This is a genomic window from Desulfoluna sp. CYM3A (assembly GCF_056829965.1).
Genome location: NZ_CP186556.1, coordinates 5,620,165 through 5,633,738 on the forward strand (window position 1 = coordinate 5,620,165; position 13,574 = coordinate 5,633,738).

The following is a 13,574-nucleotide window of genomic DNA, read 5'->3' on the forward strand; positions in this document are numbered from 1 at the left end:
TCTTTGATAACGCGACGCGTTAGAGCGCAACGTTTTAAAGAAAAACCGTATCGTTACGTTGACATCAAACAAAAACCAAAGGGGCCGTCACCGGATGTGTCGGCCCCTTTGGGGTATTCATTAGTATGCCTTGGCGAAGATCACCCGTTTTTTGCTGGACTTGCCGCAGCAGATGCAGGTTCCCTCTTCCTCGTCGCCTTCAAAGGGGATGCATCGGATGGTGACCTTCAGGTCGGTTTTGATCTTCTCTTCACAGGCACCGTCCCCGCACCAGTGGGAGAGGGCAAATCCGCCGTGGATTTCGGGCTTCTCTTCATTTTCCGGGGTAAACCAGGCGTAGAATGCCTCTTTGTCGTCCACGGGACGGGTGTTGGCTTCCCGGTGGGCCAGGGCCCGGTCGAAAAGGGCCTGCTGGATCTCGTCCAGGATGGCGGGCAGGGTGGCCAGAAGCTCTTCGCGCTTGACCCCGCGCTTCTCTTTGGGGGAAAGGTCCCGGCGTGCCATGAACACCGAGTCCTCTTTCATGTCGCGGGGCCCGATCTCGGCGCGGACGGGGATGCCCTTTTTGATCCAGTCCCAGCCTCGGGCGCCGCCGATCTCGCGCTCGTCCACTTCCACCTCGATGGCGCGGCCGTGGTAGGTCACCTGGGAGAGCTCTTCGGCAAGCTTTCTGGTGTAGGCCAGCACCTCCTCTTTCTCTTCAGGCTTGCGGAAGATGGAGGAAGAAGACCCCGATGTCGCCGGGGCGATGCGGGGGGGCGTAGTCGTGGTCAGAGGGTCATGATCATGCCGCCGATGAGGCGGGTGGAGGTGCCCCAGGAGGTGGTCCAGGCGTACTCTTCTTTCTCGTCGGCGCTCTGGAAGGTGATGCCCGATCCCTTGGCGAAGTTCTGGCCGAGGAAGTGGGAGGTCCCAGCCTGAAGGGCTTTTCGGTCCTGCATCATGGCTTCGATGCAGAGGGTGTCCACGGCGCCGGGGAAACGCTCGGAGTCGGATTTGCGGCCCCTGATCACCGGCATGGCGAGGTACTCTTCAGCAAAATTGGCGTAGACCTCCAGCATCTGTTCAGTGCGGGAAATCGCTTCTTCAGAGGTGGCGTGGGCGGTGTGCCCCTCCTGCCAGAGGAACTCGCTGGTGCGCAGGAAGGTCCGTGTGCGCATCTCCCAGCGCACCACGTTGGCCCACTGGTTGATGAGGACGGGAAGGTCCCTGTAGCTGGTGATCCACTTGGCAAAAGAGTCCCCGATGATGGTCTCGGAGGTGGGGCGCACGATGAGGGGCTCGGCGAGCTCCCCGGCGGGCACCAGGCCCCCTTCGGGCCCTGCTTCAAGGCGGTGGTGGGTCACCACGGCGCACTCCTTGGCAAAGCCTTCCACGTGCTCGGCCTCTTTTTCAAGGAAGCTCAAGGGGATGAAGAGGGGAAAGTAGGCGTTTCGCACACCGGTTTTTTTGAATTTGGCGTCCATGGACTTCTGGATGTTTTCCCAGAGGGCATAGCCCCAGGGCTTGATCACCATGCACCCGCGCACAGGGGAGCTTTCGGCCATGTCGGAGGCCTTGACCACCTGCTGGTACCACTGGGGGTAGTCTTCGGTTCGGGTGGGGGTAATCGCTGTCTGTACCTTTTTTGCCATTGTCGTCCTCATGGGTATATCGGCCGGTTTTTAATGCAGGCCGTGATCGTTTCTGTATGGGCTGTTGAGTCGTTAAGCTTTGTTTTTTTCAAAATCATCGATAGCGGCCAGGAGCACCTCCACCAACTGATCTTCGGGGAATTTTTTCACCACCTGTCCCTTTTTGAACAGAATCCCGATGCCATGGCCGCCCGCCACGCCGATGTCGGCTTCCCGGGCTTCTCCTGGGCCGTTGACCACGCATCCCATGATGGCGATCTTGATGGGAGTCTTTCGGCCGATGAGGGCCTGTTCCACCTGTTCCACGATGGAGAACAGGTCGATGTTGCAGCGGCCGCAGGTGGGGCAGGAGACAATCTCCGGGCCGAAGCGCCGGAGCTCCAGGGATTTTAAGATCTCCTGGCCTACGCGGATCTCCTCCACCGGGTCCCGTGTAAGGGAGACGCGGATGGTGTCCCCGATGCCCTCGGAGAGGAGCATGCCGATGCCGATGGACGATTTGACCACCCCGGGAAACAGGGAGCCCGCTTCGGTAACCCCCACGTGCAGGGGATAGTCCACCTGGCCGGAGAGGAGGCGGTAGGCCTCCACGGTGCGGGTGACGTCCGACGCCTTGAGGGAGATCTTGATGTCGAAAAAGTCGAGCTCCTCAAGGATCCGGATGTTCTCCATGGCGCTGGCCACCATGGCCTCGGGGGTGACCCCGTCGAACCGGTCCAGGATTTCCTGGGAGAGGGACCCGGCGTTGACCCCGATGCGGATGGGCAAGCCGCGCTCCTTGGCGCAGGTGACCACCTTGACGACCTTTTCCCGGCTGCCGATGTTCCCCGGGTTGATGCGCAGGGCATCGGCCCCGTTTTCAGCGGCGGCAATGGCCAGCCGATGGTCGAAGTGGATGTCTGCGATGAGGGGAATGGCGATCTCTTTTTTGATGGCGGCGATGGCTTCGGCCGCCTCCATGCCGGGGACCGCCACCCGGACGATCTCGCACCCCGCCTCTTGCAGGCGGTGGATCTGGGCCACGGTGGCCTTGATGTCTTCGGTGCGGGTGTTGGTCATGGACTGCACCGAGATGGGGGCGTCACCGCCCACGGCCACCCCTCCGACACGGAGGGTTCGTGTTTTTTTTCGTGTCTGAACCAGGGACATGGGTCGTATCTCTTTCGTCGGAAGGGGTCGGTGCCATACGGCTTCGGCAGGGTGGGCCGTTGCGGGCCGGGGCAGACTCACCCCGGCGCGGTGCCGTGGGGCTTGGCGAAAGCGCCTTCCAACTGTTATTGTATCAGACGGGCTGTGGGCAAACCAGACGGTTCCCTCTCGTCGTGATGCATGTCTGAACGTCGGGCTCCCGGAAATGTAACAAACAGATCACTTGATTCACGGGGTTGCCGCCTTGTCCGGCGGCGACTTGCTCCGCGGGGCGCGACCCGTGGGATGCATCCGGGGGTCTTCCTTTATGTAACGACACGGAAAAACAGGCAAACATCCCGTGCGCCACGGGGCGGTGCCCGTGACCATGGTCTTGGAGACGATGGTCACCACCGGAGCGTGGATGCCACCTGCCGGTCGGGATGAGTGGAGTGCGTTGTTTTTGGCGGGAGCCGTTACGGTAAATGTTGGAAAAGAGTATCAGAACAGCACAGCCCATGGCAAGGGAAATGAGGTGTGGAAAAGGCCCGTTTTATGGGGGCTTGGGGTAAATTAACCGAGGAACGATCTGTGTACGGGGAGGTAGCGCAATGGCAGTGTCAAAAGACCAGGTAGTCAAGGAGTTGAAGGGGGCTGCAAGGCAGGGGCGCATCAGCTGTGCCCTGGCCTTGTCCACGGCCCTGCGCTGTGGTGTGACCCCCGGGGAGGCCGGGTCATGCCTTGATGAACTCGAAATTCGTATAGAGACCTGCCAGCTGGGGCTCTTCGGGTTTGGGCCCGGCAAGCAGAAGCGGATCCAGATCCCCGAGGTCATCTCTGATGAGGTGGCGGCATGGCTGGACGAAAGCGCCGAGGCAAAGGGGCATGTCACCTGCAGGGAAATTTTTGCCAAGGCAAAGGAGGACGGTCTCTCCCGGGCCCTTCTGGCCGGGGCGTGCGAAAAGACGGGGGTCAAGATCCGGGCATGTCAGCTGGGAGCGTTTGTTTAAGCCGGGGGCGGATAACCAGTACTCGCCAAAACATCTTGGAACAATACCAAAAAACTTGGTAGGCTATGCCGTAGTATCCTTTCGTTGGTCCAGACAGCAGCCCGACATGATTTGTGGTGTCGACCCCTCGTCAATCCTTTCAGGAGGTGCTTCCATGGCTTCACTCAAAGACATGTATCAATGCCAGGTCCACAACTGCGGTTATGTGTACGACCCCGACAAAGGGGAACCCAAAACCAACACCCCGCCCGGCACCGCGTTTAAGGATCTGCCCGATGACTGGGCCTGTCCGTTCTGCCAGGCTTCCAAAAAGAGCTTCCGGCCCCTGGCAGGTCCCGGCTCGGTGGCGGAAGAGGAGGGGTAGGGAGGCAGGCGAGCCGCCGGAGGCTTGTTTGAGCTGAATCGTTACCGCTGTGACGCCTGAAAAAAAACGGGCCGTATCCCATCTTTTTTTGGATGGGATACGGCCCGTTTTGATTTGGTACCGGAGTTAGGGCGTCATGCCCGCCCCCTTCTACTTGAGAAAGGGGTTGTACTGCTTTTCGGTGCCGATGGTGGTCTTGGGGCCGTGGCCGGTGTAGACCACGGTATCATCGGGCAGGGAAAAGAGCTGCTCCTTGATGCTGGCGATGAGGGTGGCGTAGTTGCCGCCGGGGAGGTCGGTTCTTCCGATGGAGTGTCCCCAGCAAAGGCCGCCTTCTCGTCCTTGCAGTACAAGGTGATCCCGCCGGGGGTATGGCCCGGTGTGTGGAGGACCGCCAGGGTCTTGTTGCCGAAGGTGATGGTGTCCCCGTCGGTGAGGAGACGGTCGGCCGGGGGCGAGTTTTCCGCCTTGAGCCCGAAGGCCATGGCCGTCACCGAGAGCTCCTGGAGCATGGACGCGTCGGCTTCATGGATCATGAGATCGGCGCCCGTGGCCTCTTTCAGGCGCTTGTTGGCCCCCACATGGTCAAAGTGGCCGTGGGTGTTGATGATGGCTTTAACGGTGAGCTTTTCATCGGCCAGGGCCTTCAAGATACGTGAGGCGTCGTCGCCGGGGTCGATAACCACTGCTTCGCGGGTGGTTTCGCATCCGAGGATGATGCAGTTTGCACCGATGGGTCCCACAACAAGGTCTGTGATCAACAAGGTCGGGTCCTCCTAAAGAGTTTAGCTTTTGTCAGCGGACACGGCATCGAGGATACCGTTGATAAAGGCGCCCGACTCTGCGGTTCCAAAGTGTTTGCCGATCTCAATGGCCTCGTTGATGGCTACCTTGTCCGGGACATCTTCAAGGAACATGATCTCAAACACCCCGACCCGCAAGGCATTGCGATCCACGGAAGACATGCGGTAGACCTTCCAGTTCTTGGATCGGTTTGCGATGGCGGCGTCGATCTCTTCCAGGTTGTCCAGAACACCTTCGGTGAGGGTATCGAAAAAGGGCAGATACGCCTCGTCGGTGATGTAGTTGTCCCGAAAGAGCTGCGCGTCGCGGCGGGCCTGGGGCTTTATATCCGCAAAAAAGAGAGCCTGCAACGCAAGCTCCCGTGCGCCTCGTCTTACTCCCATTTACTTCTGTCCTTCATCCATGACGGTCATGAGGTTGGCCATTTCGATGGCAGACAGGGCACAGTCAAAGCCTTTGTTCCCGGCTTTTGTGCCGGCCCGTTCAATGGCCTGCTCGATGGTATCGGTGGTGACGACCCCGAAGATGACGGGGATGTTGGCTTCCAGGCTGACATGGGCCACGCCCTTGGATACTTCGGCGCAGACGTAGTCAAAGTGGGGAGTGGCCCCGCGGATGACGGCACCCAGGCAGATGACGGCATCGTATTTTTCGGTCTGCACGGCTTTCTGGGCCAGCAGGGGAATCTCAAAGGCACCGGGGACCTTGATGATGTCGATGTCCTCATCTTTTGTGCCGCTGCGCGTCAGGGCGTCCACGGCACCGCCCACAAGGCGTTCGGTGATGAAGTCGTTGAAACGGCTTACGACGATGGCAAATTTTTTGCCTTCGGAGGTCAGGCTGGACTGGATGATATTGGGCATGGTGAGTCCCTTTCCCTATTGGTTTATAGGTGTCAGTCTAAAATGTGAAAACAGGAGCGACCGGCAAGCCGACCGCTCCGGGTTTGTTGTCCTTGGGGACTCCCTACATGTTGTGGGAGTCTTTTTTGGGCTCGATGTTCAGGGTGTGGCCCATCTTCAGCTTCTTGCAGGTCAGGTAGCCCTGGTTGTAGACGTTGGTGTGCACCTCAATGGGCACCTGCTCCACAACGGGAGGTGCCGTCCTTCTGAACCATCTTCTTGGGGTTGTTGGTCATGAGACGCATTTTGCGCACGCCGATGTCGGCGAGCATCTGGGCGCCGATGCCGTAATCCCTCAGGTCTGCCTTGAAGCCGAGCTTTTCGTTGGCCTCCACGGTGTCGTAGCCCTGGCGCTGGAGCTCGTAAGCTTTCAGCTTGTTCACCAGGCCGATGCCGCGGCCTTCCTGGCGAAGGTAGAGGATGACCCCTGAGCCTTCGTCGTTGATGCGGGCCATGGCGCGCTGGAGCTGATCGCCGCAGTCGCACTTCATGGACCCGAAGATATCGCCGGTCATGCACTCGGAGTGGACGCGTACGAGGACGGGCTCCTCCGGGTTGATCTCCCCTTGGCAGTTGGCGATGTGGGTGGTTGTACCAGTCGTTAACGGCGATGATCTTGAAGTCCACCACCAGGAGATGGCGGTGGTGGCGGTCTCGGCGGCCCGCTTGACGAAGGACTCCTTCTTCATGCGGTACTCCACCAGGTCCGCCACGGTGCAGATGCCGATGCCGTGCTCCTTGCTGAACTCCTCCAGGGAGGGCATGCGGGCCATGGTGCCGTCGTGGGCTGATCATCTCGCAGATAACGGCGGCGGGCTTGAGACCGGCAAGGCGCGCCAGGTCCACGGACCCTTCGGTCTGGCCCACGCGGACCATGACCCCGCCGTCACGGGCGCGTAAGGGGAAGATGTGGCCCGGGCGGGCAATGTCGGCCGCCTTGGTCTCATCGGCCACGGCCGTCAGGATGGTGGTGGCGCGGTCCGCGGCGGAGATGCCGGTGGTGACCCCTTTTTTGGCTTCGATGGAGACGGTGAACCCGGTGCCGAACTGGCTGGTGTTGTCGTCCACCATCATGGGCAGGTCCAGGTAGTAGCAGTTGCCGAGGACATGGGCAGGCGGATCGAGCGCATGTCGTATTTGGCCATGAAGTTGATGGCCTCGGGAGTGACCGCCTCGGCGGCCATGGTCAGGTCTCCTTCGTTTTCACGGTCTTCGTCATCGGCCAGGATGACCATGCGACCTGCGCGAATCTCTTCAATGGCTTCTTCGATGGATATAACGGGCATATCAGACTCCTCTTACTCCTCTTGCTCTCACTATATAAAGGGACCCGCATCGGTCCCTTTTTCTTGCGTCGTCGGCTTACAAAAATCCCTTGTCGGCCAAAAAGGCCATGTCGATGGAAGGGGCTTGGGGCTTCTGATCGGGCTTGGGCGTCATGAGAAATTTTTCGATGTACTTCCCCACCATGTCGGTTTCGATGTTGACGATGGAACCGGGCGGCTTCTGGCCGATGCTGGTGATTTCTGCGGTGTGGGGAATGATGCTCAGGGTGAAGGTGGTGTCGGTGACGGCGTTGATGGTCAGGCTGATGCCGTCTACTGCCACGGAGCCCTTTTCGATCATGTAGCGGGAGAGGTGCTTTTCCACGGCGATGGTGACGATGACGGCGTTGGCCTGGCGTTCTTTGCTGACAATGGTGCCCACGCCGTCCACATGGCCGGAGACGATGTGGCCGTCTAAGCGGTCGGAGAGGCGCAGAGCACGCTCCAGGTTGACGCGGGAACCCACGTGGATGCTGGAAAAGACGGTGCGTTTAATGGTTTCGGGGGCCACGTCCACCTCAAAGCGGCGGCCGTCCAGGACCACGGCGGTGAGGCAGGAGCCGTTCACAGCGATGCTGTCCCCGATCTTGACGCGGTCGAGGGGAAAGTCTGCCTCGATGGCAAAGCGGGACCCCTGGCCTGTGGGGCGGATGTCCCTGATGGTGCCGAATCCTTCAATAATTCCGGTGAACATACCTCATCGCCTCTTCTCAAGAAAGCTGGTCCTGAAACGGCTGGCACGCCCCGCAGGGCGATCGGCATCTTTACAGGTAGCCCTCGATCATTACGTCATTGTCAAAGTGTCGAACAGCAACCCGGGAAAGGGTCAGGGCCTCGTCCATGGAGAGGGGCCCCTTGCCTGCGGTGACGGGAAACCCGTCGTCTCCTGTGAGGAGCTTGGGCGCGATGTAGATGCGGAACTTGTCCACGATCTTTGCGTCCAGGGCGGATTTGAGAAGGGTCGCTCCCCCTTCGAGGAGGATGCTCTGGATCTTCTCTTTTCCCAAGGTTGCCATGAGTCGGTCAAGATCCACATAGATACCTAAGGGGACCTCGAACCCGCGCTCCAGAAGCCTCAAGGCGCGCCTTTTTCCGGAGGGTCTCCTCGGCTTCCGTTGGGATCTTACCGCAAACGATTATTGTATCAGAATCGGAATTGAGCTGCAACACCCTCGCCTGATCGTCAATGGTGAGGTGGCTGTCGAGGATGATGCGGATGGGGTCTTTTCCCCCGGGGTTGGGCGGGGTGAGGGAGGGATTATCAGCCTTGACCGTGCCGATGCCCACCATGATGGCGTCAACGGCGTGCCGGAGCTCGTGGACATGGCGCCTGGAGGATTCGCCGGTGATCCACTGGGAGTGGCCCGTGGATGCGGCGGTGCGGCCGTCTAAGGTGGCGGCGCTTTTGGCCACCACAAAGGGGCGGTTCGTCTGCACGTGCTTGATGAACCCTTCGTTGAGGGCTTCGGCTTTTTCCCGGAGGATGCCGGAGGTCACCTCGACCCCCTGGGATCTGAGGCGCTCGATACCGCCCGAGGCCACGGGGTTGGGGTCTTCCATGGCAATGAAGACACGCCGGATCCCGGCGTTCAAGATCTTTTCGGTGCAGGGAGGGGTCTTGCCGGTGTGGTTGCAGGGCTCCAAGGTAACATAGATGTCGCCGCCTTCGGCCCGGTCTCCTGCCTCATCAATGGCAAAGACCTCGGCATGGGGGCCGCCGCAGGCCTTGTGCCAGCCGCGCCCCACCACCTGTCCGTTGTTGACCACCACAGCCCCGACCGCGGGGTTGGGGGAGGTCCATCCGATGCCTCGTGCCGCCAGGGCAAGGGCCATCTCCATGTACTCCTGAGCCTCCATGGCTCCCCCTTTGTTGCGCTGTTTGTAAAGCGCCGTCCCTTTAACGTGCCGGGGACGGCCCGGCTACTGCGACTCCTTTGAGAGGAGCCCCTTGAGCTCCATGACAAAGTCGTTGACGTCCTTGAACTCCCGGTAGACGGAAGCAAAGCGGACGTAGGCGATGTCGTTTTTGCCGTGGAGCCAGATCATTACCTTCTCACCGATCTTCTGAGAAGGGATCTCTTTTTCTCCGGTCTCCCGCAGGTCCCGCTCCAGCTCGTCTAAGTAAGCGTCGATGACGTTGACGCTGATATCGAGTTTTTCACAGGCCCTGTAAAGGCCTGCGGCCACCTTGCTTCGGGTAAACTCTTCCCGGCGGCCGTCTTTTTTCACGATCATGACCGGGAGTTTTTCCACGTGCTCGTAGGTGGTGAAGCGCCTGCCGCAGGCGAGGCACTCCCGGCGCCTCCGGATTTCGTTTTTATCCTTGGTGTCCCGAGAGTCCACGACTTTTGTGTTGTCTTCGGCGCAGTAGGGGCATTTCATGGCGTTCTCCTTGTGACAGTGGTCTTGTGGGCCAATACTCCGGTTCAGGGGACCTGAATCACTTCAACACCGGCTTCGCTTAGCATCTCTTCGGAAATCGCGTCGGCATAACCCGACTGGTACACAATCTTTTTCACCCCTGCGTTGATCAGCAGCTTGGCGCAGATGGAGCAGGGGAGGTTGGTGCAAAAGAGGGTGGCGCCGTTGATGGACACCCCGTAGTGGGCGGCCTGTACAATGGCGTTCTGTTCTGCGTGGACGCCGCGGCAGAGCTCATGGCGTTCCCCGGAGGGGACGCCCAGCTGCTTTCTCAGGCATCCGGTCTCGGCACAGTGGCGCACCCCGCTGGGGGCGCCGTTGTAGCCCGTGGCCAGGATCCGCTTGTCCTTGACAAGGATGGCTCCCACCGCACGGCGTGTACAGGTGGAGCGCTTGGCCACCAGTTCGGTGATGTCCATGAAGTACTGGGCCCATGAGGGGCGAGTCTGTTCCGGTTCCATATGGGCGGCTCCTTGGCGGCGGGAGGGTCCGGCTTTGCGAGCCGGCCCTCCCTTCGATCAACGGGTCGGTGACCTGTTAGTCGGTAAACAGAGGGAAGGCGTTGCAGAGGGCCTTCACCTCCTGTCGAATGGTGTCGATGACGGCGGGGTTGTCCTTGTTGGTCAGGGCTTTGGCCATGAAACCCGCCACCTGCTTCATCTCGGCTTCCTTCATGCCCCGGGTGGTGAGCACCGGGGTGCCGATGCGGATCCCGCTGGTGACAAAGGGGCTGCGGGTGTCGAAGGGGACCACGTTCTTGTTGGCGGTGATGCCGGCGCGGTCCAGGGTCTCTTCGGCGTCCTTGCCCGTGATGTCCATGCGGGTGAGGTCCAGGAGCATGAGGTGGTTGTCGGTACCGCCGGAAACCAGGTCAAACCCGTTCTCCATGAGGGCGTCGGCCAGGACCGCGGCGTTTTTGACGATCTGTGCCTGGTAGGCTTTGAATTCGTCGGTGGCCGCTTCCTTGAAGGCGATGGCTTTGGCCGCGATGACGTGCATGAGGGGACCGCCCTGGATACCGGGGAAGATCTGCTTGTTCATGACGCCTGTGAGGTCTTTGCCGGAGAGGATCAGGCCGCCCCTGGGACCCCTTAAGGTCTTGTGGGTGGTGGAGGTGACCACGTCCGCGTAGGGGACGGGGTTGGGATGGACGCCACCGGCCACCAGGCCGGCGATGTGCGCCATGTCCACCATGAGGGCGGCGCCGGTGCGCTGGGCAATGGCGGAAAACGCTTCGAAGTCGAGGGTGCGGGGATAGGCGCTGGCCCCGACGATGATGAGTTTGGGCTTGCACTCGCGGGCCATGGACTCCACATGGTCGAGGTCGATCATGCCGGTCTCTTTTTCCACGCCGTAATGGACAAAGTTGAACAACTTGCCGGAGAAGCTGGCGGGGCTGCCGTGGGTCAGGTGACCGCCGTGGGCGAGGTCCATGCCCATGACAGTGTCGCCGGGCTCAAGCATCCCGAAAAGGGCCGCCATGTTGGCCTGGGAACCCGAGTGGGGCTGGACGTTGGCATAGGCCGCGCCGAAGAGCTCTTTGGCCCGTTCGATGGCAATGGCCTCGGCGGTGTCTACGTGGCCGCAGCCGCCGTAGTATCGCTTGCCGGGGTACCCTTCGGCATACTTGTTGGTCAGGGGGGTGCCCATGGCTTCCATGACCGGGGTGCTCACCGCGTTTTCCGATGCGATAAGTTCAAGGTTGTTCTGTTGCCGCGAGATTTCGTTCTCGATGGCAAGGGCAATATCCGGGTCCACATCTCTAATACACTTCAGGTTCACCTTTGCTTCCTCTTCAGCCGTGTGTTCGGCGCGTCAGCCGGTTTTGGCTTGTCAGCCGGGTTTTCGGTTGGTGAAGGACGCCACGTCGAATGGCTTGTCGAAGCGCTGCCGGGGTCCGTGGGGACCGACCGGTGTGCGGCGGACGAACAGCGTGAGTTCGGTCCGTGCCGGGTGTCTTCCCTTTCAGCCCTTATCCCCAAGGGCGGCAGGTTGCCTTCGACGTGGGTCACCGCGATCAGGCTCACCGCCTGCGACCCCTGTCGCCGGGAATCCCGCCATGCAGGCCCTGCTTTCAAGGGTTCGCTCCCCATAGAAAAGCGGTGTTGCCGTGCAGTTTTCCCTGTTGATCAGAAGGACTCAAACATCTGGATGCGATCCAGGTGACGTCCTCCCTCAAAGGGGGTTTCCATCCAGATCTGAACAAGGTCCAGGGCCAGGGATTCGCCGATGACGCGGGCGCCCATGACCAGGATGTTGCTGTTGTTGTGCATGCGGCTCATGCGCGCGGAAAAACCGTCGCTCACCAGGGCCGCACGGACACCTTTGAAGCGGTTGGCGGCCATGGACATGCCGAGGCCGGTGCCGCACAGAAGGATGCCCTTCGGGTGTGTCCCGTCGGAGACCTTGCCGGCCACCTCTTTGGCGAAATCGGGATAGTTGACGGACTCCGGCCCGTGGCATCCCGCGTCCACCACCTTGACGCCCTTTTTCTCCAGAAAGACTTTTATGGTCTCCTTCAGGGGGTAGGCGGCGTGGTCGCATCCGATGATGACTTCGGTCTCATACGGGGTTGTGTCGTTACTCATGATCTTATCGTGCCTTATAGATACAAGGAAGGGTGGGAACGGCCCACCCTGTCAACCTGATCGTCATGGTCTTTTTGTTTCTTCTCCCCATGAAGGGGGAGCCTTGCCGAGTCGGCCTTGCGGCCGGCCGCGCTACATGCGCGCTTCGATGTACTCGATGGCGTCTTTGACGCGAACGAGCTTTTCCGCCTCGTCGTCGGAGATCTCGATATCGAAGACCTCTTCCATGGACATGATCAGCTCCACGAGATCCAGGGAGTCGGCTCCCAGGTCGTTGACGAAGTGTGCTTCGGGAACCACGTCACCGGCTTCGACTTTCAGCTTTTCAGAGACTACTTTTTTGATTTTGTCTTCTACGGACATCGCTACCTCATTGTGTCGTTATGTTGTGAACATGCCCCCATTGACATGGAGTACCTGTCCGTGGACGAGGCGCTGCCGCTCAGAGGCGGTGACTACAACACCGGTCACATCTTGGAGGTGAGCCGGTACGTTGCATGGGGATCTGGGCGATGATGGATCCGATGGCCTCCTCCGAAAGGGCGGCGGTCATGTCGGTATCGATGAACCCCGGTGCCACGGCATTGACCGTGATTTGCCTGGAGGCCAGCTCGCGGGCCGCTGAACGGGTAAGGCCGATGAGCCCCGCCTTGGAGGCGCAGTAGTTGGCCTGGCCGGCATTGCCCGTAACCCCAACCATGGAGGTGATGTTGATGATGCGGCCGGAACGCTGCTTCATCATGGGCCGTGCCGCGGCTTTCAGGCAGAAAAAAGCCCCTTTGAGATTGGTGTCGCACACCGTGTCCCAATCAGACTCTTTCATGCGGACCAAAAGCCCGTCCCGCGTAACACCGGCATTGTTGACCAGCACATCCACGCGCCCGGTCTCGTCCACCACCTTCTTGATAAAGGCGGAGACCTCCGCTTCGGAGGTGACATCCACACGGACGCCAACGGCCGTACCACCCTTTTCAGCGACAAGGGCTTCGGTCTGCCGTGCCGCCTCCTCGGAGGACGCGTAGTTGAAGTAAATGCGGGTATCGGGACCGGCAAATTCGAGGCAGACCTCTCGGCCGATGCCCCGGGACCCTCCGGTGACGACGATACTGCGTGGATTGGTGTCAGGCATAGACCCTACACTCCAGGGAAAAAAACGTGGCGCCTTGCACGCGTTGTTACTCGCGTGCGGATTCGACACATCGTGTGATCGCTACTCTTCGTCTTCTGCCAGTACGTTGCGACCCTTGTAGGTGCCGCAGTCGGGGCATGCCTGGTGCATCATCTTGGGCTCACCGCACTCGGGGCAGACGGACACGTTGGGGGCGTCAGTCTTGTAATGGGTGCGACGTTTTCGCGATCTGGCTTTGGAGGTCTTACGCTTAGGTACTGCCATGGTTA

Annotated in this window: 16 protein-coding genes and 2 pseudogenes; 2 read left to right on the top strand and 16 right to left on the bottom strand. The window is 60.3% G+C overall.

Annotation, left to right across the window (positions count from 1 at the left end):
- Positions 1–120: 120 nt before the first annotated feature.
- Both proS and ispG read right to left on the bottom strand, forming a co-directional pair.
- A pseudogene (gene proS / locus ACOYW1_RS28325) lies at positions 121–1,634 on the bottom strand (proline--tRNA ligase).
- 72 nt (positions 1,635–1,706) lie between these two features.
- Positions 1,707–2,783, bottom strand: coding sequence for a flavodoxin-dependent (E)-4-hydroxy-3-methylbut-2-enyl-diphosphate synthase (gene ispG / locus ACOYW1_RS28330; protein WP_180138487.1), 1,077 nt, complete (start codon positions 2,781–2,783; stop codon positions 1,707–1,709).
- Between the two features lie 590 nt (positions 2,784–3,373).
- Here ispG and ACOYW1_RS28335 point away from each other — a divergent pair.
- Together ACOYW1_RS28335 and ACOYW1_RS28340 are read left to right on the top strand one after the other, a co-directional pair.
- The gene (locus ACOYW1_RS28335; protein ID WP_482418709.1) at positions 3,374–3,772 is read left to right on the top strand and encodes a hypothetical protein; all 399 of its coding nucleotides are present in this window, start codon (positions 3,374–3,376) and stop codon (positions 3,770–3,772) included.
- A gap of 154 nt (positions 3,773–3,926) precedes the next feature.
- The gene (locus tag ACOYW1_RS28340; protein ID WP_482418710.1) at positions 3,927–4,136 is read left to right on the top strand and encodes a rubredoxin; all 210 of its coding nucleotides are present in this window, start codon (positions 3,927–3,929) and stop codon (positions 4,134–4,136) included.
- 134 nt (positions 4,137–4,270) lie between these two features.
- Here ACOYW1_RS28340 and ACOYW1_RS28345 read toward each other — a convergent pair whose 3' ends face one another.
- From ACOYW1_RS28345 to rpmF, 14 genes and pseudogenes are all read right to left on the bottom strand, one after another.
- A complete protein-coding gene (locus tag ACOYW1_RS28345; protein WP_482420619.1) occupies positions 4,271–4,900 on the bottom strand; it encodes an MBL fold metallo-hydrolase in 630 nt (209 codons plus the stop codon).
- Positions 4,901–4,921: 21 nt separating this feature from the next.
- Positions 4,922–5,323, bottom strand: coding sequence for a transcription antitermination factor NusB (gene nusB / locus ACOYW1_RS28350; RefSeq protein WP_482420620.1), 402 nt, complete (start codon positions 5,321–5,323; stop codon positions 4,922–4,924).
- Positions 5,324–5,803: a 6,7-dimethyl-8-ribityllumazine synthase gene (gene ribH, locus ACOYW1_RS28355; RefSeq protein WP_482420621.1), complete on the bottom strand. Its 480-nt coding sequence runs from the start codon at positions 5,801–5,803 to the stop codon at positions 5,324–5,326.
- 103 nt (positions 5,804–5,906) lie between these two features.
- A pseudogene (gene ribA, locus ACOYW1_RS28360) lies at positions 5,907–7,128 on the bottom strand (GTP cyclohydrolase II).
- A gap of 76 nt (positions 7,129–7,204) precedes the next feature.
- Complete coding sequence (locus tag ACOYW1_RS28365) at positions 7,205–7,861, bottom strand: riboflavin synthase (protein WP_482418714.1); 657 nt, start codon at positions 7,859–7,861, stop codon at positions 7,205–7,207.
- Between the two features lie 70 nt (positions 7,862–7,931).
- Positions 7,932–8,201 carry a RibD family protein gene (locus ACOYW1_RS28370; RefSeq protein ID WP_482420622.1) on the bottom strand — a complete coding sequence of 90 codons (270 nt, stop codon included), beginning with the start codon at positions 8,199–8,201 and terminating at the stop codon, positions 7,932–7,934.
- A complete protein-coding gene (ribD, locus tag ACOYW1_RS28375) occupies positions 8,191–9,024 on the bottom strand; it encodes a bifunctional diaminohydroxyphosphoribosylaminopyrimidine deaminase/5-amino-6-(5-phosphoribosylamino)uracil reductase RibD (protein ID WP_482420623.1) in 834 nt (277 codons plus the stop codon). The genes ACOYW1_RS28370 and ribD overlap by 11 nt, the downstream gene beginning before the upstream one ends.
- A gap of 63 nt (positions 9,025–9,087) precedes the next feature.
- Positions 9,088–9,549 carry a transcriptional regulator NrdR gene (nrdR, locus tag ACOYW1_RS28380; RefSeq protein ID WP_180138521.1) on the bottom strand — a complete coding sequence of 154 codons (462 nt, stop codon included), beginning with the start codon at positions 9,547–9,549 and terminating at the stop codon, positions 9,088–9,090.
- A gap of 44 nt (positions 9,550–9,593) precedes the next feature.
- Complete coding sequence (locus ACOYW1_RS28385) at positions 9,594–10,049, bottom strand: deoxycytidylate deaminase (RefSeq protein ID WP_180138523.1); 456 nt, start codon at positions 10,047–10,049, stop codon at positions 9,594–9,596.
- A 76-nt stretch (positions 10,050–10,125) separates the two neighbouring features.
- The gene (gene glyA / locus ACOYW1_RS28390; RefSeq protein WP_482418716.1) at positions 10,126–11,370 is read right to left on the bottom strand and encodes a serine hydroxymethyltransferase; all 1,245 of its coding nucleotides are present in this window, start codon (positions 11,368–11,370) and stop codon (positions 10,126–10,128) included.
- Between the two features lie 347 nt (positions 11,371–11,717).
- Positions 11,718–12,176 carry a ribose 5-phosphate isomerase B gene (gene rpiB / locus ACOYW1_RS28395; RefSeq protein ID WP_482418717.1) on the bottom strand — a complete coding sequence of 153 codons (459 nt, stop codon included), beginning with the start codon at positions 12,174–12,176 and terminating at the stop codon, positions 11,718–11,720.
- A 132-nt stretch (positions 12,177–12,308) separates the two neighbouring features.
- Entirely contained in the window at positions 12,309–12,539 is a 231-nt protein-coding gene (gene acpP, locus ACOYW1_RS28400) for an acyl carrier protein (protein ID WP_180138529.1), read from the bottom strand.
- A gap of 79 nt (positions 12,540–12,618) precedes the next feature.
- Entirely contained in the window at positions 12,619–13,305 is a 687-nt protein-coding gene (fabG, locus tag ACOYW1_RS28405) for a 3-oxoacyl-ACP reductase FabG (protein ID WP_482420624.1), read from the bottom strand.
- Between the two features lie 81 nt (positions 13,306–13,386).
- Positions 13,387–13,569 (bottom strand): 50S ribosomal protein L32, encoded by a 183-nt coding sequence (gene rpmF / locus ACOYW1_RS28410; RefSeq protein WP_180138532.1) that lies wholly within the window; start codon positions 13,567–13,569, stop codon positions 13,387–13,389.
- Positions 13,570–13,574: the final 5 nt, after the last annotated feature.

What these genes read in the sequence shown, in the direction of transcription:
- ACOYW1_RS28385 (WP_180138523.1), bottom strand. Translation starts at nt 10,049, where the DNA reads ATGGAACCGGAACAGACTCGCCCCTCATGGGCCCAGTACTTCATGGAC.
- ribD (WP_482420623.1), bottom strand. Translation starts at nt 9,024, where the DNA reads ATGGAGGCTCAGGAGTACATGGAGATGGCCCTTGCCCTGGCGGCACGA.
- nusB (WP_482420620.1), bottom strand. Translation starts at nt 5,323, where the DNA reads ATGGGAGTAAGACGAGGCGCACGGGAGCTTGCGTTGCAGGCTCTCTTT.
- acpP (WP_180138529.1), bottom strand. Translation starts at nt 12,539, where the DNA reads ATGTCCGTAGAAGACAAAATCAAAAAAGTAGTCTCTGAAAAGCTGAAA.
- ACOYW1_RS28340 (WP_482418710.1), top strand. Translation starts at nt 3,927, where the DNA reads ATGGCTTCACTCAAAGACATGTATCAATGCCAGGTCCACAACTGCGGT.
- rpmF (WP_180138532.1), bottom strand. Translation starts at nt 13,569, where the DNA reads ATGGCAGTACCTAAGCGTAAGACCTCCAAAGCCAGATCGCGAAAACGT.
- ribH (WP_482420621.1), bottom strand. Translation starts at nt 5,803, where the DNA reads ATGCCCAATATCATCCAGTCCAGCCTGACCTCCGAAGGCAAAAAATTT.
- rpiB (WP_482418717.1), bottom strand. Translation starts at nt 12,176, where the DNA reads ATGAGTAACGACACAACCCCGTATGAGACCGAAGTCATCATCGGATGC.
- nrdR (WP_180138521.1), bottom strand. Translation starts at nt 9,549, where the DNA reads ATGAAATGCCCCTACTGCGCCGAAGACAACACAAAAGTCGTGGACTCT.
- ACOYW1_RS28335 (WP_482418709.1), top strand. Translation starts at nt 3,374, where the DNA reads ATGGCAGTGTCAAAAGACCAGGTAGTCAAGGAGTTGAAGGGGGCTGCA.
- fabG (WP_482420624.1), bottom strand. Translation starts at nt 13,305, where the DNA reads ATGCCTGACACCAATCCACGCAGTATCGTCGTCACCGGAGGGTCCCGG.
- ispG (WP_180138487.1), bottom strand. Translation starts at nt 2,783, where the DNA reads ATGTCCCTGGTTCAGACACGAAAAAAAACACGAACCCTCCGTGTCGGA.
- ACOYW1_RS28365 (WP_482418714.1), bottom strand. Translation starts at nt 7,861, where the DNA reads ATGTTCACCGGAATTATTGAAGGATTCGGCACCATCAGGGACATCCGC.